This is a genomic window from Salmonella sp. NW1250 (assembly GCF_051812965.1).
Classification (GTDB): Bacteria; Pseudomonadota; Gammaproteobacteria; order Enterobacterales; family Enterobacteriaceae; genus Salmonella; species Salmonella enterica.
Genome location: NZ_JAMNDD010000009.1, coordinates 36,054 through 61,424 on the forward strand (window position 1 = coordinate 36,054; position 25,371 = coordinate 61,424).

Here is a 25,371-nt window from a genome sequence, read left to right on the forward strand (position 1 = left end):
TTGCCTGATGGCGATGCCTTCGCATCTTATCAGGCCTACAAATTACACCTTTACTCAAAATCATTCGAGTTGCCTCAAGGCGGCAAGAGAGTGAATCTTCAGGAGCGTACATAAGTACGTGACTGGAGTGAACGAGCGCAGCCAACGTAGAAGCAACTTGAAGGATGAAGAGTAAATACGTAGGCCGGATAAGGCGTTCACGCCACCATCCGGCTTTTTAATGGGTGGCGCATATGAATACTCTTCCTGAACAGCACGCGAATACCGCACTCCCCACCCTCCCTGACCAGCCGCAAAACCCTGGCGTCTGGCCGCGCGCTGAACTGACCGTCGCCGGTATCAAAGCCCGCATCGACATCTTTCAACACTGGCTGGGAGAGGCATTTGACAGCGGCATTTGTGCTGAACAGCTTATTGAAGCCCGAACCGAATTTATCGACCAGTTGTTGCAACGCCTGTGGATTGAGGCCGGTTTCGGTCAGATTGCCGATCTGGCGCTGGTCGCCGTCGGCGGCTATGGACGCGGCGAACTGCATCCGCTTTCCGATATTGATCTGCTCATTTTAAGCCGCAAAAAGCTGCCCGATGAACAGGCGCAAAAGGTCGGCGAGCTGCTGACTTTACTTTGGGACGTCAAGCTGGATGTCGGGCATAGCGTACGTACGCTGGAAGAGTGTCTGCTGGAAGGTCTGTCTGATTTAACCGTTGCAACAAACCTCATCGAAACGCGCCTGCTGATCGGTGATGTCGCTCTGTTTCTGGCACTACAAAAACATATTTTCAGCGAAGGTTTTTGGCCGTCCGACAAATTTTACGCCGCCAAAGTAGAAGAGCAGAACCAGCGCCACCAGCGCTATCACGGTACCAGCTATAATCTGGAGCCGGATATTAAAAGCAGCCCCGGCGGCCTGCGCGATATCCATACATTGCAGTGGGTCGCCCGACGTCACTTCGGCGCTACCTCGCTCGATGAGATGGTGGGATTCGGCTTTTTAACCCCGGCTGAGCGCGCGGAGCTCAACGAGTGCCTGCATATCCTGTGGCGCATTCGCTTTGCGCTACATCTGGTGGTCAGCCGCTACGATAACCGCCTGCTGTTCGACCGCCAGTTAAGCGTCGCTCAACGCCTTAACTACAGCGGCGAGGGCAACGATCCGGTTGAGCGGATGATGAAAGACTACTTCCGGGTTACGCGCAGGGTGAGCGAACTTAATCAGATGCTGCTTCAGCTATTTGACGAGGCGATTCTGGCGCTGCCTGCGGATGAAAAACCACGTCCTGTTGACGATGAATTTCAACTGCGCGGCACGCTTATTGATCTGCGTGACGACACGCTGTTTATCCGCGAACCGCAAGCGATCCTGCGCATGTTTTATATGATGGTGCGCAATAGCGCGATCACCGGCATCTACTCTACGACGTTACGCCACTTGCGCCACGCCCGCCGCCACCTGAGCCAACCGCTGTGTTACATCCCGGAGGCGCGCACTCTGTTTCTGAGTATGCTACGCCATCCCGGCGCGGTCAGCCGCGGCCTGCTGCCCATGCATCGCCACAGCGTACTGTGGGCTTATATGCCGCAGTGGTCGCACATCGTCGGACAAATGCAGTTTGACCTGTTCCACGCATACACGGTGGATGAACACACCATCCGCGTAATGCTCAAACTGGAGAGCTTTGCGAAAGAAGAGACGCGCCAGCGCCATCCGCTATGCGTCGATCTCTGGCCGCGGCTTCCCCATCCGGAACTGATCCTGATCGCCGCGCTGTTCCACGATATTGCGAAAGGACGCGGCGGCGACCATTCCGTACTGGGCGCGCAGGATGTACTCACCTTCGCCGAACTGCACGGTTTGAACTCACGCGAAACGCAACTGGTCGCCTGGCTGGTGCGCCAACACCTGCTAATGTCAGTCACCGCCCAGCGCCGCGACATCCAGGATCCGGAAGTCATCAAGCAGTTTGCCGAAGAGGTGCAAACCGAAACACGGCTGCGTTTTCTGGTCTGCCTGACCGTCGCGGACATCTGCGCGACCAACGAAACCTTGTGGAATAGCTGGAAACAGAGCCTGCTGCGCGAGCTGTACTTCGCCACTGAAAAACAGCTCAGACGTGGAATGCAAAATACGCCGGATATGCGTGAGCGCGTGCGTCACCATCAGCTTCAGGCGCTGGCGCTGCTGCGAATGGACAATATTGATGAAGCCGCGCTGCACAAAATCTGGACCCGCTGTCGCGCTAACTATTTTGTTCGTCATAGTCCAAATCAGCTCGCCTGGCACGCACGCCATTTATTGCAGCACGATCTGCGCCAACCGTTAGTGTTGCTCAGTCCGCAGGCCACGCGCGGTGGAACCGAAATTTTTATCTGGAGTCCGGACAGACCCTATCTGTTTGCCGCCGTCTGCGCCGAGCTGGACAGGCGTAATTTAAGCGTCCATGACGCGCAGATCTTTACCACTCGCGACGGCATGGCAATGGATACGTTTATCGTTCTGGAACCAGACGGCAGCCCGCTGGCGGCGGATCGCCATGACGTTATTCGCACCGGTCTTGAACAGACCATTACGCAGCGTAGCTGGCAGCCGCCGCAGCCGCGTCGGCAACCGGCAAAGTTACGGCACTTTACGGTCGAAACGGAAGTCAATTTTCTGCCCACCCATACCGACAGAAAATCATTCATGGAATTGATCGCGCTCGATCAACCAGGTCTGCTGGCCAGGGTCGGACAAATTTTTGCCGATCTGGGAATTTCGCTTCATGGCGCCCGAATTACAACCATTGGTGAACGAGTAGAAGATTTATTCATAATCGCCACAGCGGATCGGCGCGCACTTAATAATGTGCTGCAACTTGAGGTACAACAACGGTTGACAGCGGCCCTCAATCCAAACGATAAAGGGTAGTGTGTTTATTTATATGAAAGAGTTTAACAATGCAGCAGTTACAGAACGTTATTGAGACCGCTTTTGAGCGCCGCGCCGATATTACGCCGGTTAATGTAGATACCGTGACCCGAGAGGCGGTAAACCAGGTCATTTCTCTACTTGATTCCGGCGCGCTGCGTGTCGCAGAAAAAATCGACGGTCAGTGGGTCACTCACCAGTGGTTGAAGAAAGCGGTTCTGCTCTCTTTCCGTATTAACGATAACCAGGTTATCGACGGTGCGGAAAGCCGCTACTTCGATAAAGTCCCGATGAAATTCGCTGATTACGACGAAGCGCGTTTTCAGAAAGAAGGCTTCCGCGTCGTTCCGCCTGCGGCCGTTCGTCAGGGCGCATTTATCGCCCGCAACACCGTGCTGATGCCGTCTTACGTTAACATCGGCGCCTACGTTGACGAAGGCACCATGGTTGACACCTGGGCGACGGTGGGTTCCTGCGCGCAGATTGGTAAAAATGTTCACCTTTCCGGCGGCGTGGGTATCGGCGGCGTACTGGAGCCGCTGCAGGCTAACCCGACCATCATTGAAGACAACTGCTTTATTGGCGCGCGTTCTGAAGTCGTGGAAGGCGTCATTGTCGAAGAAGGTTCCGTCATTTCCATGGGGGTATACCTCGGCCAGAGCACCAAAATCTACGATCGCGAAACCGGTGAAGTTCACTATGGCCGCGTACCGGCGGGCTCCGTGGTCGTTTCCGGCAACCTGCCGTCAAAAGACGGCAAGTACAGTCTGTACTGCGCGGTGATCGTGAAAAAAGTCGACGCCAAAACGCGTGGTAAAGTGGGCATTAACGAATTATTGCGCACTATTGATTAAGCGAGTGAAAAGCGGGGGCGGCAGCCCCCCTTTGCATTACGGCGAATGCGGTAACACGGTTTCCGGCGCAATCTTTGCCGCAAACGCCGAAGCCAACGCAGTCAAAACGACATAACCGGCAACCAACGCCCAACTGTTATCATAGACTGCGCTTAACGCCTTAGCGATAAACGGCGTGAATCCCCCTGCCACAACCGCCCCCAACTGAGCGCCAATTGATGAACCGCTGTAGCGTACAGGCGGATGAAACAGTCCGGCGAAAAAAGAAGGTTGCACGGCATTCAGTGAATTATGACCAATGTTAATAAGCAGAACGTAGCCCATTGTCATCAGTATGAGCGAACGGCTTTCCAGCAGCCAGAAAAAGGGAAAAGCCATTGCCGCGACAAAAAGCGCGCCGAAAATATACACCTGACGGCAGCCACGCCGATCCGACATGATGCCAAATAGCACGTGCATGGGATACGCCAGCAGACAGGTGAACATTACAATGTACAGAATAGTCAGGCTGGCAATCCCAAGCTGCGTCGTCGCCCAGGAAACCGCGAAGACGGTAGCAAGAAAAAAGGGAACGCTTTCCGCAAAACGCAGAATTATAATCAGCAAAATGCTGCGCCATTGTTCTCGTACTACTTTGACCACCGGCCTTTCTTCTCTTTGCTGCCTATGATTAATGGCCTGCTGCTTTTTAAACGCACGGAAGACAGGCGTCTCATCCAGACGATGACGCATATATAATCCAGGCAACACCAAAAGCGCACTGAGCAGAAAAGGAATACGCCATCCCCACGATAACAACGCCTCCTGCGGTAATTGGGTCACGACTATAAATACGCCTGTCGCCAATAATTGTCCCGTGAGTCCTCCTGTTTGCGATAGCGCGCTTAACCGCCCCCGGTGCTTTCCAGCAGCATATTCCACGACCATCAACATGGCGCCTCCCCATTCGCCTCCAACCATAAATCCCTGTAGAAAACGCAGAATAACCAGTAAAGCAGGCGCCAGCGCGCCAATACTGGCGTAAGAAGGCAGGCAACCGATGAGAAACGTGACCGCGCCCATCCCCCCTAACGTGATTAATAACGTGTTTTTACGCCCAAGCGTATCTCCCCTGTTGCCAAAAAATAGTGCGCCCAGCGGCCGGGAGATAAATCCCACGCCGAAACTGGCAAAAGAAGATAACGTTGCAGTCAATGGGCTGGCGCCAGGAAAAAAAAGCGGGCCAAATACCAGCGCGCTTGCCAGGCCGTATAATAGAAAATCATAATATTCAATGGAGTTTCCTATCCAGGCGGAAACTACCACCCGGCGAATAGTAGCATTATACGTTCCGGACATAGACTCCGCCTCTCAAGGTTATCGACCACTGCCTCCGGTCAATTTCCCACACTGACTTCAAACGCTTTCTCTATAAACGGAATATCACGTTGAATTACTTAAGCTATCAATAACCGCCGCCCTTTTGCTCATTACGTTGCCGAGACGTCTTCTGCGATCAACCGCGCTTTTTTTGTATACACTGGTGGCGAAAAACCAATTTTTCGTTAATTATTCAAAAGTTATAGTGTGATGAAGGATACCGCTATGTATGACAATCTAAAAAGTCTGGGCATTACCAATCCTGAGGAAATCGATCGTTACAGCCTGCGGCAAGAAGCCAATAACGATATCCTGAAAATCTATTTTCAAAAGGATAGAGGTGAATTCTTTGCTAAAAGCGTGAAGTTTAAGTATCCACGCCAGCGTAAAACGGTGGTGGCCGATGGCATCGGTCAGGGTTATAAAGAAGTACAGGAGATTAGCCCTAACCTACGCTATGTGATTGACGAGCTGGACCAAATCTGCCAGCGCGACCGCTCAGAACTCGATCTCAAACGTAAGATCCTCGACGACTTGCGCCACCTGGAAAGCGTCGTCGCGAATAAGATCAGTGAAATCGAAGCCGATCTGGACAAGCTTACCCGTAAGTAAGCTGTGTGTTGCCGGATGGCGACGTGTTACGCCTTATCCGGCCTACAGATATATCCCCGTAGGCCTGATAAGCGTAGCGCCGCCGGGCTTAACGCTGTTCATCCAGTTGTAGCGCCACATACAGCAACAGCCGATCGTCAAAATTTCCCAAATCCAGCCCGGTCAGTTCCGAAATACGATTTAGCCGATATTCCAGCGTGTTACGATGAATAAACAGCGCCTTAGAGGTCGCCAGCGGCTGGACATTATGGCGAAACCACGCCGTCAGCGTCCGACGTAATAACCCGTTGTTATCCATCGCTTTGAGTTTTACCAGCGGGCGCGCCAGCTCATTGGCCTGCCAGCCGCCACGCAGGCTATCTAACAGAACCGGCAACATCAAATCCTGATAAAAATAGCTGCGGCTTTCTGGCATCCGCTGTTTGCCGACCATCATCGTAGTGCGCGCCGTGCGGTATGAGCGTGCAATACTGCCCGGCCCGGTAAAGTAATTGCCCAGCGCCACGCGAAAACGTAGCTGACCATCCTCTTTCATTCGCGAGATAAGCTGCTCTACGCGCTTACGATGATCTTCAGCATCCCAGCGACCAAAGGAGTTTAAGGCGGGTTTGAGCACCACCATCTCGGTGAGAGAAACAATGGCTATCAGGTTGTTACGCTCCGGCGTGGTAAGCGCATTCTGCAACTGCTGAAGTTCCGCCATTGCGCTATCGACGCCAAGCTGGCCGCTGTCGACTTCCACCACCGCCGCCACACGCGGCTGGTTCAAATCGATCCCCAAACGCTGCGCCCATTCCACCAGCGCCGGCGTATTTTCTTCGGCCTGAATCAGGTTCATCACCAGCTCTTCGCGCAAACGGCTATCCTGCGCCAAAAGGTGCATTAACCGCGACTGCTCCAGCATCATTTCGGCAGTCATACACACCAGTTCGCCATATTTACGCAGATGCTCTGGTTCGCCGGTAAGACCGATCACGCCGACAATTTCGCCCTCAAGACGTAAGGGAAGATTAATCCCCTGACGTACCCCGTGCAGGTGTCGCGCCACGGCGTCGTCGATATCCACAACCCGGCCCTGCGACAGCACTAACAGCGCGCCTTCGTGCAATTCACCAATACGTTCCCGATCGCCGCTGCCGATAATACGCCCGCGGGCATCCATTACGTTGATATTGGTATCGATGATGCGCATAGTGCGCGCCACGATATCCTGCGCCATTTTGGTATCAAGATGCCAGCCAGCCATAAATCCCTCCTGTGAGCAGAGCACAAGCATAAGGAAGATGACAGGTCTCGACATTGTGCAAATGCACAAAACGGTGCAAATAAGTATGGAGTTGTGGGGGGTTTCACAGAAAAGTGTTGCCCCCTTCCATGGCGGAAGGGGGACAAAGGTGATTACTGCATCAGCAAATAAATAGAACTATCACCACGCTGAATATTCAGCGCCAGAACCGACGGCTTGCTGTCGAGAATCTTACGCAGCTCGGCGATATTTTTCACCGGCTGCTGGTTAGCGCCGATAATGACATCGCCTTTTTTGAGGCCAATTTGCGCGGCGGGTGAATTCGCTTTCACGCTGCTCACCACAACGCCTTTATCCTGGCCTTTATTGCTCATTTCAGCGCCTTCAATCCCGCTGAAGATGGTGCTGGAATCAACCTGACTCTGGCTGCTCTGCTGCAATTCCAGATTAACCGTAATCGCTTTACCTTCACGCAGCAGACCGAGGCTGATTTTGCTGCCGACCGGCATAGTGCCGACCTGAGCGCGCAGCGCCGCAAAGCTGCTGATCGGTTTACCGTTCAGCGAGGTAATGACATCCCCGGCTTTGATACCCGCTTTCGCCGCGGACGAATTCGGCATCACCTGGCTGACGAACGCGCCACGCTGGGCGTCGACTTTCATCGCTTTCGCCAATTCGGAATTCAGCTCAGTCCCCATGATCCCCAGTTCGCCGCGTTTCACCTGGCCGTATTCCACCATCTGCGACGTCAGGTTTTTCACCATGTTACTGGGGATAGCGAAGCCAATACCGATGTTGCCGCCGTCCGGCGCCAGAATCGCGGTGTTAATACCGATCAGCTCACCGTTCAGGTTCACCAGCGCGCCGCCGGAGTTACCGCGGTTAATCGCGGCGTCGGTCTGAATAAAGTTCTCGTAATTTTCTACGTTCAGGCCGCTACGCCCCAGCGCCGAAACGATACCTGACGTCACCGTTTCGCCCAGACCAAACGGGTTACCAATAGCGACGGTATAATCCCCCACGCGCAGCGCGTCGGAGTCCGCCAGCTTAATCGCCGTCAGGTTCTTCGGATTCTGAATTTGAATCAGCGCGATATCAGAACGCGGATCTTTGCCCACCACTTTAGCATCGAATTTACGCCCATCGCTAAGCTGTACTTTAATCACGCTGGCGTTATCAACCACGTGGTTGTTGGTGACGACGTAGCCCTTCGCGGCGTCAATAATTACGCCGGAGCCCAGCGCCATGAATTTCTGTTGTTGACCGCCGTTGCCGCCGTTACCGCCGCCCTGGCAGAACGGAGAATTCTGGAACGGAGAACCGTCCTGGCAGAACGGGGAGTCATCGCCAAAGAACTGCTGGAAATTACGCGGCATACGCGGCGTATTCACCGTGGTGCTACCTTCTACATTAATACTGACCACCGATGGCATCACTTTTTCGAGCATCGGTGCCAGGCTTGGCATCTGCTGGGCAGTCATTGCTGAAGAGGACGTTTCAGCCGCCGTGGCAGACAGAGGCGACAATGCCAAACCTAAACTCAGAGCCAGTGCACTCATTGCTAATGTGGTTTTTTTCATGTGTTTCAATCTCGATTAACAGGTAACGCAAAATTGCTGTGTACGTCAGATTCATTTTATAACGCGAAGTTCCGGAACAAAGTTTCTGGAAAAAGTAAAAATTTATTGTCCATCTTTACAAAAGTCCATTTACTGTTCGACCGCCATCAAACGCCGATATTCATCCCATGCGTAAAGGTCAGTCATCCCGCTGATATAATCCTGAATCAACCGACAGCGATAATAATATTCCAGTACCGGGTACTCCGCCGAATCCGTGGGTAATTTACTGACGACTTCCACGTAGGCCAAACGATGGCGCGTAGAAAGCTTCTGAAATAAGCGCGATTCTATGGGGAAGCGTTTCAACCGTTCTTTTTCCACCAGCTCGCGAAAGTCGTTAAGCGACAGGCTTAATAGCGGCTGATAGATATCTAATAACCCGCTGATCACCCGGTATCCCTGTAGTTCAAGCTGTTCTACATCCGGATGACTAAACACATGTTCAACCGCCACATTCTTATAGAGTTCAAGCAGGCGGCTAAAACCGCTGGCATCTTCCAGCAACGCCTGATTGAAGGTACCGGCAAAAATCTGCGGCAAATTATCAATAAAACGCTGAGCGGCATAGGGCACCAGTTTATTTAATGTATTTACCCGTAAATACATAAAAAACTGATCTTCGGTACTGCGGCTTAATGTATTGGCGCGTGATTTTTCCCACGCATTTCCTACCACCAGCTCAAACAGCGAATCCTTCTCATGGTGGCCCCACGCGTGATATAAATGATGATAAAGCTGCTCAACGCTAAAGATTCTTTTCTCTACCGCGTCTTCAAGATCGGCGACACAATAAGAAATATCATCTGCGGCTTCCATAATCCACGTTAATGGAAAGCGACTGTAAGGCGCTAACTGAAGTTCTTTACGTAACCTCGCAATATACTTCTCTTCAGAAAGATAATAGCCCGGTTTCTTCATTAAATAGCGATGGGAATCCGGCACCGGCCCTCGCCACCATGCCGGACGGGTATATTTTAAAATTCCGCCAACCTGCGCCCAGGTAAGATTCATCCGCATGAGCGTATGCACCAGACGAATTCCCTGTGCATTGCCTTCAAAATGGCAGATATCCTGACGTACCTTGCGGCGAATATCGTTCAGATTTTCTTCGCCTTCCTGTAACCGTAGCGAGGAAACCACACAACGATCATGCGTGAGCGGCTGACTTTCCGCATCTTCCGGATGCAGCCGCTGACGAAACCAGTCATTGATCGCCGCCTCGCCAAAATGACCGAACGGCGGATTACCGATGTCGTGCATCAGGCAGGCCATTTCCACAATACTTTCAAAGGGACCGGTCAGCGCGTCCAGACCGTACTCCTCCAGTCGGTTTTGCTCTTTCAGGCGGCTTAAAATCTCTTTCGCGATATAACGCCCTACCTGCTGCACCTCCATTGAATGCGTCAGGCGAGTACGCACCGCGGCATTGCGCTCCAGCGGGAAAACCTGCGTTTTTTGCTGCAAACGGCGTATAGCCGGAGAGTTGATAATCCGCCCGCGATCGCTTTCAAAAATCCGCAGGATCTCATGTTCCGTCTTTACGCCCTGCGGTGAACGATAACGACGATGCCAGTTAATTTTATTTCGGAAATCGATCGATGCCATATTCTCTCCCCGCCTGAGAAATGCGCTTCCCCATAAGCGCATGATAAACTATGCCCTCAAAACTGACTTATCGCGAGTAAATCTATGAAAATCGGCATCATTGGCGCAATGGAAGAAGAAGTTACGCTGCTGCGTGACAAAATTGACAACCGTCAGACGATTACGCTAGGCGGCTGCGAAATTTACACCGGCCAGTTGAATGGCACCGAAGTGGCGTTGCTGAAATCCGGTATCGGTAAAGTCGCGGCGGCGCTGGGCGCAACGTTGCTTCTGGAGCACTGCAAACCGGACGTGATCATCAATACCGGTTCCGCAGGCGGTCTGGCGTCCACGCTGAAGGTCGGCGATATCGTCGTCTCTGACGAAGCGCGTTACCACGACGCTGATGTGACCGCTTTCGGCTATGAATACGGGCAATTACCGGGCTGTCCGGCCGGATTTAAGGCCGATGACAAACTGATCGCCGCCGCGGAATCCTGCATCAGGGAGCTGAATCTGAACGCGGTACGCGGCCTTATTGTTAGCGGCGACGCGTTTATTAACGGCTCCGTCGGGCTGGCAAAAATTCGGCATAACTTCCCCGACGCGGTCGCCGTAGAGATGGAAGCCACCGCTATCGCACACGTCTGCTATAACTTCAACGTGCCGTTCGTGGTGGTACGCGCTATTTCTGACGTGGCCGATCAGCAATCGCACCTCAGCTTTGACGAATTCCTCGCAGTGGCGGCGAAACAGTCGACTCTGATGGTCGAAACGCTGGTACAGAAACTGGCGCATGGCTAAGCAAATGTTCAGGGCGCTGGTCGCCCTGCTGCTTACGCTCCCGGTGTGGCTTTACGCTGCGCCGCGCGTCATTACCCTCTCTCCCGCCAATACGGAGCTCGCTTTTGCCGCCGGGATTACGCCCGTTGGCGTCAGCAGCTATTCCGACTACCCGCCCGAAGCGCAAAAAATAGAACAGGTCTCTACCTGGCAGGGAATGAATCTGGAACGCATTGTGGCGCTGAAGCCGGATCTGGTCGTCGCCTGGCGCGGCGGTAATGCGGAACGCCAGGTAAACCAACTGACGTCATTAGGTATTAAGGTCATGTGGGTGGACGCGGTAACCATCGAACAGATCGCCGACACGCTCCGTCAACTGGCCGCCTGGAGCCCGCAGCCGGAAAAGGCTCAGCAGGCAGCGCAGACATTGCTAAACGAGTACGCCGCGCTCAACGCCGAGTATGCCGGTAAAGCTAAAAAGCGCGTCTTTCTTCAGTTTGGCATGAATCCTCTGTTTACCAGTGGTAAAGGGTCTATTCAACATCAGGTTTTGACGACCTGCGGCGGAGAAAACGTCTTTGCTGACAGCCGCGTGCCGTGGCCGCAAGTCAGCCGTGAGCAGGTGCTGGCAAGGCATCCCCAGGCTATTATCGTGGCCGGAAAAGCGGGCGAAATTCTCAAAATTGAACAATACTGGGGAAACCTGTTAAAAATTCCGGTTATTCCGCTTAACAGCGACTGGTTTGAACGCGCAAGCCCGCGTATTATCCTCGCCGCAAAACAACTCTGTAATGCGCTTTCACAGGTGAATTAGAGCCTGTCTTACCAGGCTCCCAGTGGGGATTCGACAATGCTCGTCTATTGGCTGGATATTGTAGGCACGGCTGTATTTGCTATCTCTGGCGTGTTGCTGGCCGGGAAATTACGTATGGACCCGTTCGGCGTCCTGGTGCTCGGCGTCGTTACTGCCGTCGGCGGCGGGACAATCCGCGATATGGCGCTGGATAACGGCCCGGTATTCTGGGTTAAAGATCCTACCGATTTGGTCGTCGCCATGGTCACCAGTATGCTGACCATCCTGCTGGTTCGCCAGCCAAGACGTCTGCCGAAATGGATGTTGCCGGTACTGGATGCGGTCGGGCTGGCGGTGTTTGTCGGCATTGGGGTGAATAAAGCCTTCCTCGCTGAAACGGGGCCATTAGTGGCAGTCTGTATGGGCGTGATTACCGGCGTCGGCGGCGGGATTATTCGCGATGTTCTGGCACGCGAGATTCCCATGATCCTACGCACCGAAATCTATGCCACGGCCTGTATTATCGGCGGGATTGTTCACGCCACCGCGTTTTATACGTTTTCAGTACCGCTGGAAAGCGCCAGCATGATGGGTATGGTCGTCACGCTGTTCATTCGGCTGGCGGCCATTCGCTGGCATTTGAAATTGCCGACGTTTGCACTGGATGAAAACGGACGTTGATATTGTTTTGCCCGATGGCGCTACGCTTATCGGGCCTACAGGAAAGATGTTGTAGGCCGGATAAGACGCTCGCGTCGCCATCCGGCACAACGAACAGCAATCAAATGCTGAAGGAAGAGCCACACCCGCAGGTACTTTTCGCATTCGGGTTGGTTACAATGAAGCGGGAACCTTCCAGGCCTTCGGTATAATCGACCGAACCACCCACCAGATACTGCAAACTCATCGGGTCAACCACCAGGCCAACGCCCTGTTTTTCGATGGTCATATCCCCTTCGTTAACCTGATCGTCAAAGGTAAAACCATACTGGAAGCCGCTGCAACCACCGCCGGTGATATACACGCGCAATTTCAGATTCGGGTTATCTTCGTCAGCGATAAGACTTTTTACTTTATTCGCTGCTGCGTCGGTAAACTGCAGCGGCAGCGCTACGTCATCACTCATATTTTGCTCCAAACGACATCGGTAATTGGATAAATTTTCACCCAATATTGGCAGTCATTATCTAATACCCTGGTAATTCGTTCAAGTATTCTCGCCCGCAGGCGCATTCTGGTTTTTCGCCGCCTGTTCCGCATCCTGCTTCGCCAGAGTGCGCGCCAGGATGGTTGAGTATAACGGTTTCCCGCCCAAAAACTGCGCTAATAGTGTCGCGCCAAGACAGGTGATAATCATTGGCAAAATGAGCTGGTAGTTATCAGTCATCTCCAGTACCAGCACAATCCCCGTCAGCGGGGCGCGCACCGACGCCGCCATCAGCGCCCCCATCCCGGCAATCGCAAAGGTACCGGCCTCCAGGTGATACTGCGGGAAAAGCACTGCCGCCGCCATACCGAAGGCCGTACCAAGCAGCGTTCCCAGCGCCAGCATCGGGGCGAAAATGCCCCCCGGCGCGCCGGAAGAAAAGCAAAGCAGCGTTGTGACCACCCGGGTAATAAAGATGAACAGCAGTAGCCCGACGCTAAAATTACCTGCCGCGGCGATAGGAATAAGGTTAAATCCGCCGCCTGCCGCTTCCGGCTCAATCAACCCCAGAATACCGCACAGGCCGCCGATCGCACCGCCCATTAGCACCCATTTTTTAATTTCGCCGCCATGAAAGCGCTGAAACATATCCTGGGTACGCAGCACCAGCGAATTAAATACCGGCCCGACGCAGCCAAAAATAATGCCGAGGATAAGGTATAACCACAGTGTGTTAACCGGCGCATCAGACAGTTTGCCGACTTCAATAATCGGCGCTTCGCCGTTAAATATGCGGAACACAATGCTCGACATGATGACGCCGGTAAACACCGCTTTAATCGAAATCAGGTTGTAGCGAAACTGCGGACGCATCTCTTCAATAATAAACAGGATACCCGCCAGCGGCGCGTTAAACGCCGCAGAGAGCCCCGCCGCCGCGCCGGTCGCCAGCAACGTATGCCGCGCTTCGGCGCTGCGCATACGAAAAACATCCAGCACCATGCGCCCCAGGTTGCCCCCGATTTGCACCGTTGGCCCTTCGCGCCCTAATACCATTCCTGCGCCCAACGTTCCCATCCCGCCGATAAACTTCACCGGCAACACGCGCCACCAGCGCACCGGACGTAGCTCCTCCAGCGCGCCTTCAATTTCCGGGATGCCCGAGCCGCCGGCTTCCGGCGCAAATTTTCGCACCAAAAAGTAGCCGACCATCGCCAGTAACGCCGAAAGGATAAAGGCCAGCGGCCAAAGCAAAAACGCATGGTCCGCGACCTGAACCAGCGCGCCAATGCGCATGTTTTGTACCCAGGAAACGGCCTTTTCAAAGGCGACGCCAACCAGTCCGGTAAGCGTGCCGACAACGGCCGCCATTAACAGGATGGCCAGCGGCGTTTTATCCCGCTGCATTAACCGGCGAATCTGATCTCTGCGCCGTAAACGCACAATTTGCTGAGCTAAAAAGGTGGAAGTGTCTGTTTTCATCAGAAGATCATTAATTGGTAATACAAATCTAAAGTCGGCATTCTACTCGCCAACGCCGCGAAAATCCCCTGCAAATCGTATTGTTTCAAATGCGTAAAACTTTCATAACCTTCTCTGAATAACTTAGAATAGCGGGTATTCACTTTTTCTACGAACCAGGAATCTTTCCATGAGTAAGTCTGAAAATCTCTATAGCGCGGCCCGCGAGCTGATCCCCGGCGGCGTGAACTCCCCTGTTCGCGCCTTCACTGGCGTGGGCGGCACCCCGCTGTTTATCGAAAAAGCGGACGGCGCGTATCTTTATGATGTCGATGGCAAAGCGTATATCGACTATGTCGGTTCCTGGGGGCCAATGGTACTGGGGCATAACCATCCGGCTATCCGCAATGCGGTGATCGAAGCTGCGGAGCGCGGTTTAAGCTTCGGCGCGCCAACCGAAATGGAAGTGAAAATGGCGGAACTGGTCACCAACCTGGTGCCGACCATGGACATGGTGCGCATGGTGAACTCCGGTACCGAAGCAACGATGAGCGCGATTCGCCTGGCGCGTGGTTTTACTGGCCGCGATAAGATTATCAAATTCGAAGGCTGCTACCACGGCCACGCAGACTGCCTGCTGGTCAAAGCCGGTTCTGGCGCGCTGACGCTTGGTCAGCCGAACTCGCCGGGCGTGCCGGCAGATTTCGCGAAACATACGCTGACCTGCACTTATAACGATCTGGCATCAGTGCGCGCGGCGTTTGAACAATATCCGCAGGAAATCGCCTGTATCATCGTCGAACCCGTGGCGGGCAATATGAACTGCGTCCCGCCGCTGCCGGAATTCCTGCCGGGCCTGCGCGCCTTGTGCGATGAGTTCGGCGCGCTGCTGATTATCGACGAAGTGATGACCGGTTTTCGCGTAGCGCTGGCCGGAGCCCAGGATTACTACGGCGTCGTGCCGGACCTGACCTGTCTGGGTAAAATCATCGGCGGCGGGATGCCGGTAGGCGCGTTTGGCGGTCGTCGCGATGTAATGGATGCGCTGGCGCCGACGGGCCCGGTTTACCAGGCTGGCACCCTTTCCGGCAACCCGATTGCGATGGCGGCCGGTTTCGCCTGCCTGAATGAAGTCGCCCAGCCCGGCATTCATGAAACGCTGGATGAGCTCACCACCCGCCTGGCGGAAGGGCTGTGCGAAGCGGCGCAGGAGGCGGGGATCCCACTGGTCGTTAACCATGTCGGCGGCATGTTCGGGATTTTCTTCACCGACGCTGAGAGCGTAACCTGCTATCAGGACGTGATGGCGTGCGACGTGGAACGCTTTAAGCGTTTCTTCCACCTGATGCTGGAGGAAGGCGTGTATCTGGCGCCATCGGCGTTTGAGGCGGGCTTTATGTCGGTCGCACACAGCATGGACGACATTAATAATACTATTGACGCCGCGCGTCGGGTGTTTGCGAAATTGTAAAAGAGAACGTCCAGAAACAACGTAGGCTGGGTAAGGCGAAGCCGCCACCCGGCTTTTTATTGGTTCATCGCAGGTTAGCCTGAACCGCACCAGACACCCTAAAGCTCATCAATAATATACTGGAAGCTACAGGTCGACGTGAACTGCCCGGAGCCAATGTTGCTGGTGTTCACCGCCACATTAATGTCATGAAGTTCAACATCGGTTATCGGATGATCAACGGCGCTGGTCGTGACGCTCGACTGGTCGCAGCCCAGCACATTGAGCGTAATACCCGATGAGACAAAACGGCAATAAGCGCCACGGTCGTCAAATTTGCTGCCATCGCAAAGTTTTCCGCCCTCCATCAAATAGGTATGTAACGTGCGATTCACCGTGCCACCGGTGGCATCAAGCATGAGGGTTGTTTTCTGTTTCGAAACGTTCGCATCCCAGGAGATATCAAAAGTATCAACGGGAACTTTCGGGCAAACTGAGCTGCGCGTATCCGGCGGGGAATACGTTTCGTTAGTGATAAAAGCGGTAGCAACGATATGGCTCGACGCCAGCCAGGGACAACCATAATCATCGCTTTGTACTGTAATCTCCAGGGTAAAAGAGCCACACCCCCTCCAGTTCGAGGGAAGATTCTTGCACGCAGATCGCGAAACAGTGTTATCAAAATCCTTCAATACAACCTTCGGCGCAGGTTCTGGCCCAGACCAGGAGTCTGCGGTTAGCGTTTCTCCTTTACGATGTCCCGAAAGGTTCCAGGAGCCATAGTACACTCCCTCCGGAGTCGCTATCGTCACCTCCGCCACAATAGATTTGTCGCTATTAGGGCCAATACCATAATACATCGTGGTGCTTGAAAATGTCGCTTTCAGCATGGGTCCCGCCGCTATTGAACGGCAACAAACGACCGCCAACAGTAAAAATAAAATCTGTATGTTTCTCATCATAAATACTCAAATGTAACCAGGGCGCTTGCGAAGAACGTTCCCGGAACCAGATCTTCGCCAGGAAGGCGTTGTACCCAGGCATTCAGGCTTAGCGCGTTATTCCCCGTCACCAGCGTGAATATCGCACCCTCTTCATCGTTCATGCCCACGGGAACGCCGGATAGCGTTTCAATACCAATCCCGATCCCGGAAGCGCCTGAGTGGCTATCGAGGGCCAGGATACCGCGCATTCCGGTCGCTTCGGTTCCAGTGAAAGTCACCTGCACCCCGTTACTCAGCGCCGAATCGCAATCCGTGAGCTCAAACACTAAAGGCTTACGAGCAGACTGGCCGTCGGGAGTGAAATCAGAACTGTCAAGCGACGAAAAATTGACTTCGGCAATCCCCGTCCCCTGCATCGTGAGCGTGCAAGGACTGGCCACCAGGCTACCGGAAAAATGCAGGTTATCTGCCGCTGAGACCGGCAATATCAGCGCCCCACAGAGGATGCAGGCCGCGCCGTGTAATAACGCCTGTCTTTTAGCCATTACTGATAATCCACCTGTAATGTTGCCGTCGCATCGAAGCCGCCTTCTTTCAGCGAAGCACCGCTCTTTTTAACCGGTATGGCTTTCAGAACAGGTATCGACTGTTCATTCACCGTAATGGTGGACCCCAACGTAAAGGGTTGGTCGTTCTGCCTGAGTTCAATCCCCAGCCCCGCCACGCTGGTGTTTACCGCCGCCGGATTAAAATCACTCACGGAACCGCTTAGCGTCAGGGTCATCGCCATCGTCTCATCGCGCACCGTTGAATCACAGGTGATTTCATACGGAACATTCTGCGCATAACGCGTACCATCTATTTTATTAATCAGCAGGTTACCGAACTCAACGTCGATCGTCTGATCATTGTTAATCGTACAATTCGGCGGTGAAATTAATGTTCCGTGGAACTTAAGATTATCGGCTGCCTGTGCGGCAAGGCTGCCCCCCATTAACATCGTCAAAACTATTTTTTTCATTGGTAATCCACCACCAACGTGGCGCCTGCGTTAAACGCGCCACCTGTTAACGTTACGCCATTATTTTTGACGGGAATTGCCTCAATGGCCGGACCGCTGCCGCCGCTGTATTGAAATGACAACCATTGCGTATTGCCGGGTGAAATCAGCGCGCCATCCGTGGCGGTTTGCAGTCGGATACCCAATCCATCGATATCGGTTTGCAATACCGACTCGCCATTGATAGTCACCGCATTCCCCTGAATCTGTAACTTCAGGTAATCGCTCACTCTGCCGTTGCAGCTCAGGCGATAGCCCACCGCCTGCCGGTAATTCACCCCGTCCACTTTCGTCGTCAACACATTGCCAAATTCCACCTCACCGCCGGTCACAGTACAGGGCGGCGCGGCATTAACGACTATCGTCAGCGTCATGTTGACCGTCTTACTTCCTGCTGCCAGCGGCATACTGACCGCACTCAGCATGGCCGCACACGTTACCGTGCCCAGCCGTAACCGCCATTGCCTCATCTTGCGTCTCCTTGTCGGTTACGACTTTCTGCTTTTTGCTTCATCTACCGCACAACTGTTGTCAGTACAGTTAAAAATCAGCGGTAACCGCGCGCCATAATCGTTGACGTAAGTCAGCACAGGCGAGCGACCTAATTCACTGGCGTCCCCTCCCAGCGTCACGTTGCTTTTTGGTGCAATCACTAATGGGCTAAAGCCTCTGGCCGGAGTGCCGTCCATGCGGCTGCTGGCGTTGCTTAACACCACGTAGTAACCGGTCGGATTGCTCACCTGATAGCCATTGCCCTGACGCTGAAGAGTGATCTTGTATTGCCATGGATGCTGCATATCGATTTTCGATAGCGCCTGCGGGCGGTAAAAAACTTTGATGCGCGTTTGCAGGGCGATTTGCAGCGTATTGGGCTTGTCGCTTTGCGGCGGAATTTCGCGCACGTTGTAATAAAAAAGGGTTTCCCGATCCTTGGGGAGCGACGCCAGCGCCGGCATCCCCTGAATTTTGACCTGTCCGATTGCCGACGGCTCAATGCGCTGGACCGGTGGGACGACGATTAAAGGTGAGGTGATTTTGACGCCCTTCTCATCTTCCACCCAGGACTGCGCCAGATAGGGCAGTTTGCTGTTGGCGTTTTTCAGATCGACGCTTATCGATTTATCTTCGCCGCGAAACACCAGGCGGGTGCGATCGGGCGCGATGGCGGCCTGAGCGCTACCGTAGCCGCCCAGCAAAAGCAGCAAAACAGCGGCCAGGTTATAACGTTTTAATGGCATCATGAATGCGATTTCCTGAATCAATGTGTTGGATAACGAGAAGAGAGCGCTTCGGGTTGCGTTGAAGACGTCAGCCGCTGCGTATGAAGCTGGAGTAATGGTTTATCTTCGGGCTGCGTTGCCTCAGGTGATGAAGCGTCGCCGATGCACGGCAGCAGCAGGCCGCTAAACAGATCGCCCGGCAACGGATCGGGCAACGCCGCTTCACACTGCGTTTTACCTTCCCATGTCACCTGCAACCGCTCGCCGGGGTTAATGCCGATCAGATAAACGCTGCCGTCTTCACCTACGATCCCTAACTGTTGCTGGCGACTGTTGTAAACCTCCGCGCCGAAGGGCGGCGTGCCGCCATCGCGCAAGCGGATACTGGCCATGGCTTTTTTACCGCTGAGCACCTCCAGGCGGCGATAACCGATCGCCCCTTCCGTCAGGGTCGCCTGAGCGATGGAGAGGGTTGCTTCCGCGTCTTCCGGCAACTGGGTAATGTCGATTTTCACCTGGTTGCGGTAGTAGTCGTTGACGTCGACAATGACGGCTTTACCAAACGCGTTGGTATATACCGGTGTGCTGTAGCCGGAGATGGGTACGTTCGCTTCATCGCCGACATCCACCATCAGCCGCGAGCCGCCGTTGACGCTGGTACGGTGCAGCGCCCCGCCTTTAGCAGTCAGCGTCGCGCCGCCCTGGATGTTCAGCCCGCCGGAGGTATAGTCGCCTTCCTGATAGTTCGCACTGACGTCAATGTCGGCATAGCTCGCTTGATGACGGTAATAGCCGTCGAGAGTCGCGCCGTTATCCGCGCGGCCAGCGTTGATCTGGTAGTTATTGCGATCGTCAATGCGCTCGTAATAGCCGACCTGATTGCTGTTGTTGTCATCGCTAAAGGAGCCGTTGTAGCTCAGCGTGCGGTTGTTGCCCCACGGAATACTGAGCGAGACGTACACGCCGTCATCACGCTCATTGTCATATTCGTTGCGAAAACCGTTCACCGACAGACTGATCCCGCGCACCTCGCCGACATCGAAATAGTGCGACAGCGTCAGGTTATAGCTGTCCTGGTTGGGTTGATTCCAGTAGGTGCGATGGGTGTAGTTGATATAAGCGTTGACGTTTATTGCCGAAAAGTTCTGGCTGTACGTCAGGGTATACATCTCTTTATCGTGGCCGGTGCGCTGACGATCGTTATCGTCATTATGCGTATCGATAAACTCGTCCATCGTCATGTAGTTTTCTTCGGAAAAGCGATAACCAGCAAACGTCAGACGGCTGTCTATATCATCAAAATCTTTAGCGTAGCTGGCACGGAACGAGTTACCCTGAATGGTGCCGTCGCCGTAGGCGCTCCCCTCTGGCAGCGTCGCACGGGAATGGGTGACATCGACGGAAAACGCGCCCAGCAGCGCCAGATCGCGCCCCAGTCCTAACGCCAGCGCCTGATAATCCTGCTCGCCGATGGCGCCGCCGTACAGCGACCAGCCGTTAGCGATCCCCCAGGAGGCTTCGGCTGAGGTGAAAAAGCCGCCTTCCATATTGTGATCCCAGTCCTGCGGTCGCCCGGCTGCCAACTTGTAGCGCACCTGGCCGGGACGGGTCAGAAACGGAATGGAGGCGGTGCTGACGTCATATTCCTGCACCTGACCGCTTTGTTCTTCAATTTTGACGTGTAGATCGCCGGATACCGTTTCATTAATATCCTGAATGCGAAACGGCCCAGCCGGGACCTGCGACTCATAAATCACCCGCCCGCGCTGGGTCACGGTAACTTTGGCGTTGGTGCGCGCCACGCCTGATATATCCGGGGCGTAGCCGCGCAGATTAGGCGGTAACATCTGATCGTCGGTAATAAGGCTGCCGCCAACATAGTTAAAGCCGTCGAAAATATCGGATTCCAGCGATCCTTCGCCCAGCGTTAGCTGTGCCCGGAGCTGCGGGATCGCCCGCCAGGCGTAATAGCGGTTCCAGTCCCAGTTCTGTTCGGAACTGGAGCCAAAGTTGTCTTTATCTTCGCTGTCATTTTCGTGACGATAGTTAGCCTGCCAGTCCGCGCGCAAACGCCACGCGCCGAGGTTGGCGCCCACCGTGCCGTTGCCGCTGATGTCATATTCATCGCCGTCATCATGTTCAGCATGTCGCCACTGGCTGTTAACGTTGTAGTCAAATAACACGCCGGGAATCCCTTCATCCCAGCGGGAAGGTGGATCCCACTCTTCATCGCTGTATTCCAGATAGGCCTGCGGAATAATCACCGTCAGCGTTGACTGGCTTAAATCCGTTTGGGTTTCCATCCCTTCCAGTTGTTCTGGTTGCAGACACTGACCGGCATTTATCCAGATCATTTTATCTGCTATTTCAGGTTTTAACCCCAGCAGCGATACCAGTTCAGGCGATAAACAGGGATAGGTGTTATCAGGATCGTTATTATCAACGGAATACGTAATAATATTGTCCTGGGCAATTTGACTCTGATTGACCAGCACCTGGAGATGATAGCTCCCCGGCATAATGTAGCCTTTACGGGAAAAACGGGAGAGATCCAGGCTGGCATCATCTTTAACATCAAGAAATCGGGTATTAAATTGAATGGGCGCTTCCGCGTAGCTATTTTTCGGACCGACAGCCAGAACAATACCCACCACGGCCGCAAGCGTGCTCAGACGAAATTTTTTATAGTGAGCCATCAGACAATCTATCCCTGAAATATATAATCTATTTTTTTACTTTGAGCATTATCCTGCGGCAGACTGCCGCAGGATGATATTTCACTTACAGATAGCTGATCGTGAAGTTTACGGTGCTGCTGAATTCGCCGGTATCGATAGTGGTGGCAGCGGAATCGCCTTTCACCCAGGCTTTGAAGTTAAGAGTCTGTTTCGCCGCCGCAACGCTGCCGTTCATCGTCAGGTTTTCGCTGTAAGCGTCGCCCAATTTGATCGCGGAACCCAGGTGGTTGCCGATGACAATGCTGGAACCCGCCATTTCGCCGCCGCCGATGCGCATCAGCGCAACGCTGCCCGGATTAGCGCTGGATTCGTTACCGATGGCAGAGAAAACGGTAGACGCTTCTTTCTCAGTGGTGAATGCGCAGTTTTCCAGACCGATATGGAAATCGACTTTTGAAGATTCTTTACCGCCCATCAGAGAACCGGTACCGATATGGCCCAGGTTAACGGTCTGGTGTTCGTCGCCAACCACGATTGAACACGGTGAATCTTCAATAGTACCGGTAAAAGTCACCGTACCAGTATTACTGCCTGCAGCATTGGCAAAGCTGGAAACACCCATAACCAGTGCGGCAGCAACCGCAGCTTTTACTGCTGTATTCATTTTTCATCCTTATTAAAAGTTGGTGAGTATTTTTACGCTATTCACACGGAGCTATACTCAACACCCCATGTTTATATGGGTAGATATATATTATATGACGAGTTATGAAATTCCCGATGCAACATTCAAAAGAAGCAAACAACACGTTAATAAATAACATCCCTTAGGCGCGGCAAAGTATTTTCCATTAAAAACCCAAAGACAAGCGTTTTTTATTTAAAGGATCATCAGCATTAAATAATAAATATTTTTTACCGTTCAAAAAACAAACAAAGCAAGCAAGACGGGAGAGCCAAAAAAACAATAAACATGTCAAAATGAATAAAAAAAGATCAGAATTACAGTACTGAATGTATAGCAATGACGCATAAGATTTATTTTTGGTATAAATTCCATTAAAAAAATCAAAAAATGCTAAGTTACATTTTTTTTGTTTACTCGTGGCAATTAATTTATTTTAATAGAGTCGTTTTTTATTACTTCGATGAAAAAACAATATTTTATTATCGAAGTTTTATAATGAAAACTTATTATTAAATTAAAATTGATTTACGGGATGCATTAAAGATGCGGCATCTACTTCTTAATATTTAAAAATGCTTAATACCGAAACCGGTAATTCTTATTATTGGATAGATCATGCCGCAATTTATCATCAACGTTTCGGGCCTGGATATGTTGAAATTAGTCACCCTGTTCAGGAGACAGCGGCACGCCACTGAAATAGCACATGACTTATCGATACAGAAATAACACCTGCTTCTTGCTGAAAATAAAAGCAGAGTTCCCTCGATAAAACGTGACAGGACAGCTTTCGCACGCTGATAGCGTTCAGCTATTTTTAGGTCTACAAAATATTGCCACAACATATTGATATTGTGTAATTTGTAGGTCGGGTTGAGCATGGCTGCCACCCGACATAAATGTGGCACAGCTTTTTTTACCGACTCTGTTTACGTAGCAAATAGATAAAGTACGGCGCGCCAATAAAGCTTGAAAGCAGTCCCGCCGGGATCTGATACGGAAATAGCGCCATCCTGCCGCACCAGTCGGCAAAGACCAGTAAAACGCCCCCTGCCAGCGCCGAGATGACCATATGCGGCATCGTCCGGCGAAAACCGAGCATCCGCGCAATATGCGGCGCCATCAGTCCAACGAAACTCAGCGGCCCAATGGTCATCGTCGCAGTTGCCGTCAAACAAGCCGCCAGCGCCAGCAGCGCGATACGCGATGGTGTAAGCGCCATGCCCACCGCGCGCGCGGCATCGCCGCCCAGAGGCAAAATCGTTAACCAGCGGCGACACAACGGCACAATTGCCAGCAAAATCACCATCACGATCGCGGTTCGCGTAACCTGCCCGCCAGTGGCGTTATAGGTAGATCCTGCGATCCAGGTCAACACTTCCGCCATCCGCGGGTCGCCGCTCGCCTGGAGCATCATTAGCAGCATGGTAAACGCGGTGCTGAGCGCCATCCCCGCCAGCAACATCCGTTGCGGCGAGAAACCGCCGCGCCCGGCGGCTATCATAATAATCAACAGTGTCGCCGCCGCGCCCAGGCTTCCGGCGGGCAGTAGCCAACCGAAGGCATTCCCCGGCACCAAAAACAGCATCAACACCACGCCAAACGCGGCTCCGGAACTGATCCCCAGCACTTCCGGACTGGCCATTGGATTACCGGTCAGACGCTGAATAATGCAGCCCGCCACCGCCAGCATGACGCCCGCCATTAACGCCGCCAGTATCCGCGGCCAGCGCCACGGCATCAGTTCTTCAAGCAGCGTTCCGCTCGCCCACGTCCAGCCGTGCGCGTCGCGACCAAAAGAGAGCGCGCCCCATGTTGCCAGCAGCAAGAGCGCGCCACCGGCAACGGCAAAAGCGAGGACATGCCGACGCTCCGCCGCCACACGATCGCTGGCGTTCATATCCGGCGCGCTCATGCTTTTAAGCCGCGGCAGCAGCCACAGGAGCAGCGGCGCGCCGATTAACGCCGTCACTGACCCGGTGGAGACCTCCATCCATACGCGGGTGAGCCAAAGGATAATCTGATCGGATAGCCATAAAATAAGCGCCCCAATGAGCGGCGCCAGCATCAGGCGCGCCAGCAGACGTCTTGCGCCAAGCATTTTCGCCAGCAGCGGCGCAAACAGGCCGATAAAACCGATAATGCCCACCGCGTTGACCAGCAGCGCGCTCAACACAATCGCCAGCGACAGCGCCGCCAGACGCGCTAACGACAGCGCCAGACCCAGATTACGCGCAACGCCGTCATCCAGCCCCATCAGCGTCATCGGACGTAGCAACAATAATGTGAGCGTCACACCGCCCAGCAACTGCGGCCACAGACGCTGCACGCCGCTCCAGTCGGTTTGCGTCAGCGTTCCGGTGCTCCATAAAAACATGCTTTGCAACTGATCGTGGTGGAAAATCACCAGTAACTGGTTGATTGCGCCGCAATAGAGGCTAACCACCAGCCCGGCGAGGATTAGGGTTACCGGCGACAGGCGTTTGCCCCACGCCACGCCGAACACCAGCGCGCCGACGATACAGGCTCCCGTCAGGGCGGCAAACTGCGTGGCCAGCGCGCCGGGAATCGCCCATAGCGTAGTCACCGTGATCCCCAATTGCGCGCCGGTCGCCACGCCCAACGTGGTCGGTTCCGCCAGCGGGTTACGCAATACTTGCTGGAACAGGACGCCTACCAGCCCAAGCCCCGCGCCCACCAGTAGCGAAATCGCCAGTCTTGGCAGCAGGCTGTAATGAAAAATCATCTGCTCAATGATGTCGATATCCGGTGACCAGATAGCCTGTTGCCACTGGCTGCGCGGTAGCGCAACGGAGAAGTTAACCCATGTCAGCCAGCAGGCGGCAACAAACAGCACCAATAACAGCAACGCCGGATGGCGGCTTCGCCTTATCCGGCCTACAAAGCGCCCGAACCGTAGGTCGGATAAGGCGTTTTTCGCGCCGCCATCCGGCATTTCACGTT

The 25,371-nt window shown here is 53.6% G+C and carries 21 protein-coding genes; 7 read left to right on the forward strand and 14 right to left on the reverse strand.

Annotated features, from left to right (window positions below; genetic code table 11):
• The first annotated feature begins 233 nt into the window (after positions 1-233).
• Positions 234-2,906: a bifunctional uridylyltransferase/uridylyl-removing protein GlnD gene (glnD, locus tag NBA72_RS16055; protein WP_001094519.1), complete on the forward strand. Its 2,673-nt coding sequence runs from the start codon at positions 234-236 to the stop codon at positions 2,904-2,906.
• A gap of 29 nt (positions 2,907-2,935) precedes the next feature.
• Positions 2,936-3,760, forward strand: coding sequence for a 2,3,4,5-tetrahydropyridine-2,6-dicarboxylate N-succinyltransferase (gene dapD, locus NBA72_RS16060; RefSeq protein WP_001186676.1), 825 nt, complete (start codon positions 2,936-2,938; stop codon positions 3,758-3,760).
• 36 nt (positions 3,761-3,796) lie between these two features.
• Here dapD and NBA72_RS16065 read toward each other — a convergent pair whose 3' ends face one another.
• Complete coding sequence (locus NBA72_RS16065; RefSeq protein WP_000017194.1) at positions 3,797-5,098, reverse strand: MFS transporter; 1,302 nt, start codon at positions 5,096-5,098, stop codon at positions 3,797-3,799.
• Between the two features lie 246 nt (positions 5,099-5,344).
• On the opposite strand from NBA72_RS16065, the gene NBA72_RS16070 reads away from it, so the two are divergent.
• On the forward strand, positions 5,345-5,731 hold the full coding sequence (locus tag NBA72_RS16070) for a DUF3461 family protein (RefSeq protein WP_000272193.1): 387 nt from the start codon (positions 5,345-5,347) through the stop codon (positions 5,729-5,731).
• A gap of 88 nt (positions 5,732-5,819) precedes the next feature.
• On the opposite strand, the gene cdaR is transcribed toward NBA72_RS16070, so the two are convergent.
• The 3 genes from cdaR to dgt form a co-directional block, all read right to left on the reverse strand.
• Entirely contained in the window at positions 5,820-6,977 is a 1,158-nt protein-coding gene (gene cdaR, locus NBA72_RS16075; protein ID WP_272695766.1) for a DNA-binding transcriptional regulator CdaR, read from the reverse strand.
• Positions 6,978-7,129: 152 nt separating this feature from the next.
• Positions 7,130-8,557: a serine endoprotease DegP gene (degP, locus tag NBA72_RS16080; RefSeq protein WP_000753958.1), complete on the reverse strand. Its 1,428-nt coding sequence runs from the start codon at positions 8,555-8,557 to the stop codon at positions 7,130-7,132.
• A 129-nt stretch (positions 8,558-8,686) separates the two neighbouring features.
• On the reverse strand, positions 8,687-10,204 hold the full coding sequence (gene dgt / locus NBA72_RS16085; RefSeq protein WP_000146450.1) for a dGTPase: 1,518 nt from the start codon (positions 10,202-10,204) through the stop codon (positions 8,687-8,689).
• Between the two features lie 84 nt (positions 10,205-10,288).
• On the opposite strand from dgt, the gene mtnN reads away from it, so the two are divergent.
• From mtnN to NBA72_RS16100, 3 genes are read left to right on the forward strand one after another with little or no spacing between them, the layout of a single operon-like run.
• Positions 10,289-10,987, forward strand: a complete 699-nt coding sequence (gene mtnN, locus NBA72_RS16090) for a 5'-methylthioadenosine/S-adenosylhomocysteine nucleosidase (protein WP_000689822.1) — start codon at positions 10,289-10,291, stop codon at positions 10,985-10,987.
• Positions 10,980-11,780: a vitamin B12 ABC transporter substrate-binding protein BtuF gene (btuF, locus tag NBA72_RS16095; RefSeq protein WP_001118843.1), complete on the forward strand. Its 801-nt coding sequence runs from the start codon at positions 10,980-10,982 to the stop codon at positions 11,778-11,780. The genes mtnN and btuF overlap by 8 nt, the downstream gene beginning before the upstream one ends.
• Positions 11,781-11,816: 36 nt before the next feature.
• The gene (locus tag NBA72_RS16100; protein WP_000964234.1) at positions 11,817-12,440 is read left to right on the forward strand and encodes a TRIC cation channel family protein; all 624 of its coding nucleotides are present in this window, start codon (positions 11,817-11,819) and stop codon (positions 12,438-12,440) included.
• A 100-nt stretch (positions 12,441-12,540) separates the two neighbouring features.
• On the opposite strand, the gene erpA is transcribed toward NBA72_RS16100, so the two are convergent.
• Both erpA and clcA read right to left on the reverse strand, forming a co-directional pair.
• Entirely contained in the window at positions 12,541-12,885 is a 345-nt protein-coding gene (gene erpA / locus NBA72_RS16105; protein ID WP_001278668.1) for an iron-sulfur cluster insertion protein ErpA, read from the reverse strand.
• Positions 12,886-12,966: 81 nt separating this feature from the next.
• Positions 12,967-14,388, reverse strand: coding sequence for a H(+)/Cl(-) exchange transporter ClcA (gene clcA, locus NBA72_RS16110; protein ID WP_000845439.1), 1,422 nt, complete (start codon positions 14,386-14,388; stop codon positions 12,967-12,969).
• Positions 14,389-14,557: 169 nt separating this feature from the next.
• Between clcA and hemL the strand changes: the two genes are divergently transcribed.
• Entirely contained in the window at positions 14,558-15,838 is a 1,281-nt protein-coding gene (hemL, locus tag NBA72_RS16115) for a glutamate-1-semialdehyde 2,1-aminomutase (protein WP_001602163.1), read from the forward strand.
• 98 nt (positions 15,839-15,936) lie between these two features.
• Here hemL and stfH read toward each other — a convergent pair whose 3' ends face one another.
• The 8 genes from stfH to fhuB form a co-directional block, all read right to left on the reverse strand.
• Entirely contained in the window at positions 15,937-16,776 is an 840-nt protein-coding gene (gene stfH / locus NBA72_RS16120; protein WP_001537810.1) for a fimbrial adhesin StfH, read from the reverse strand.
• Positions 16,776-17,306 (reverse strand): fimbrial protein, encoded by a 531-nt coding sequence (locus NBA72_RS16125; protein ID WP_001129322.1) that lies wholly within the window; start codon positions 17,304-17,306, stop codon positions 16,776-16,778. The genes stfH and NBA72_RS16125 overlap by 1 nt, the downstream gene beginning before the upstream one ends.
• Complete coding sequence (stfF, locus tag NBA72_RS16130; RefSeq protein ID WP_000725074.1) at positions 17,306-17,782, reverse strand: fimbrial minor subunit StfF; 477 nt, start codon at positions 17,780-17,782, stop codon at positions 17,306-17,308. The genes NBA72_RS16125 and stfF overlap by 1 nt, the downstream gene beginning before the upstream one ends.
• The gene (locus tag NBA72_RS16135; RefSeq protein WP_001250311.1) at positions 17,779-18,291 is read right to left on the reverse strand and encodes a fimbrial protein; all 513 of its coding nucleotides are present in this window, start codon (positions 18,289-18,291) and stop codon (positions 17,779-17,781) included. The genes stfF and NBA72_RS16135 overlap by 4 nt, the downstream gene beginning before the upstream one ends.
• 18 nt (positions 18,292-18,309) lie before the next feature.
• Positions 18,310-19,062: a fimbrial chaperone StfD gene (gene stfD / locus NBA72_RS16140; protein WP_023254440.1), complete on the reverse strand. Its 753-nt coding sequence runs from the start codon at positions 19,060-19,062 to the stop codon at positions 18,310-18,312.
• 17 nt (positions 19,063-19,079) lie between these two features.
• Positions 19,080-21,737: a fimbrial biogenesis outer membrane usher protein gene (locus NBA72_RS16145; protein ID WP_042947554.1), complete on the reverse strand. Its 2,658-nt coding sequence runs from the start codon at positions 21,735-21,737 to the stop codon at positions 19,080-19,082.
• An 85-nt stretch (positions 21,738-21,822) separates the two neighbouring features.
• On the reverse strand, positions 21,823-22,383 hold the full coding sequence (gene stfA, locus NBA72_RS16150; protein WP_001090554.1) for a fimbrial major subunit StfA: 561 nt from the start codon (positions 22,381-22,383) through the stop codon (positions 21,823-21,825).
• A 940-nt stretch (positions 22,384-23,323) separates the two neighbouring features.
• Positions 23,324-25,363, reverse strand: a complete 2,040-nt coding sequence (gene fhuB / locus NBA72_RS16155; RefSeq protein ID WP_137963471.1) for a Fe(3+)-hydroxamate ABC transporter permease FhuB — start codon at positions 25,361-25,363, stop codon at positions 23,324-23,326.
• Positions 25,364-25,371 lie beyond the last annotated feature (8 nt).

Excerpts from the sequence above, each read along its gene's own strand:
- glnD (WP_001094519.1), top strand. The coding sequence starts at position 234 with ATGAATACTCTTCCTGAACAGCACGCGAATACCGCACTCCCCACCCTC.
- dapD (WP_001186676.1), top strand. The coding sequence starts at position 2,936 with ATGCAGCAGTTACAGAACGTTATTGAGACCGCTTTTGAGCGCCGCGCC.
- NBA72_RS16065 (WP_000017194.1), bottom strand. The coding sequence starts at position 5,098 with ATGTCCGGAACGTATAATGCTACTATTCGCCGGGTGGTAGTTTCCGCC.
- NBA72_RS16070 (WP_000272193.1), top strand. The coding sequence starts at position 5,345 with ATGTATGACAATCTAAAAAGTCTGGGCATTACCAATCCTGAGGAAATC.
- cdaR (WP_272695766.1), bottom strand. The coding sequence starts at position 6,977 with ATGGCTGGCTGGCATCTTGATACCAAAATGGCGCAGGATATCGTGGCG.
- degP (WP_000753958.1), bottom strand. The coding sequence starts at position 8,557 with ATGAAAAAAACCACATTAGCAATGAGTGCACTGGCTCTGAGTTTAGGT.
- dgt (WP_000146450.1), bottom strand. The coding sequence starts at position 10,204 with ATGGCATCGATCGATTTCCGAAATAAAATTAACTGGCATCGTCGTTAT.
- mtnN (WP_000689822.1), top strand. The coding sequence starts at position 10,289 with ATGAAAATCGGCATCATTGGCGCAATGGAAGAAGAAGTTACGCTGCTG.
- btuF (WP_001118843.1), top strand. The coding sequence starts at position 10,980 with ATGGCTAAGCAAATGTTCAGGGCGCTGGTCGCCCTGCTGCTTACGCTC.
- NBA72_RS16100 (WP_000964234.1), top strand. The coding sequence starts at position 11,817 with ATGCTCGTCTATTGGCTGGATATTGTAGGCACGGCTGTATTTGCTATC.
- erpA (WP_001278668.1), bottom strand. The coding sequence starts at position 12,885 with ATGAGTGATGACGTAGCGCTGCCGCTGCAGTTTACCGACGCAGCAGCG.
- clcA (WP_000845439.1), bottom strand. The coding sequence starts at position 14,388 with ATGAAAACAGACACTTCCACCTTTTTAGCTCAGCAAATTGTGCGTTTA.
- hemL (WP_001602163.1), top strand. The coding sequence starts at position 14,558 with ATGAGTAAGTCTGAAAATCTCTATAGCGCGGCCCGCGAGCTGATCCCC.
- stfH (WP_001537810.1), bottom strand. The coding sequence starts at position 16,776 with ATGAGAAACATACAGATTTTATTTTTACTGTTGGCGGTCGTTTGTTGC.
- NBA72_RS16125 (WP_001129322.1), bottom strand. The coding sequence starts at position 17,306 with ATGGCTAAAAGACAGGCGTTATTACACGGCGCGGCCTGCATCCTCTGT.
- stfF (WP_000725074.1), bottom strand. The coding sequence starts at position 17,782 with ATGAAAAAAATAGTTTTGACGATGTTAATGGGGGGCAGCCTTGCCGCA.
- NBA72_RS16135 (WP_001250311.1), bottom strand. The coding sequence starts at position 18,291 with ATGAGGCAATGGCGGTTACGGCTGGGCACGGTAACGTGTGCGGCCATG.
- stfD (WP_023254440.1), bottom strand. The coding sequence starts at position 19,062 with ATGATGCCATTAAAACGTTATAACCTGGCCGCTGTTTTGCTGCTTTTG.
- NBA72_RS16145 (WP_042947554.1), bottom strand. The coding sequence starts at position 21,737 with ATGGCTCACTATAAAAAATTTCGTCTGAGCACGCTTGCGGCCGTGGTG.
- stfA (WP_001090554.1), bottom strand. The coding sequence starts at position 22,383 with ATGAATACAGCAGTAAAAGCTGCGGTTGCTGCCGCACTGGTTATGGGT.
- fhuB (WP_137963471.1), bottom strand. The coding sequence starts at position 25,363 with ATGCCGGATGGCGGCGCGAAAAACGCCTTATCCGACCTACGGTTCGGG.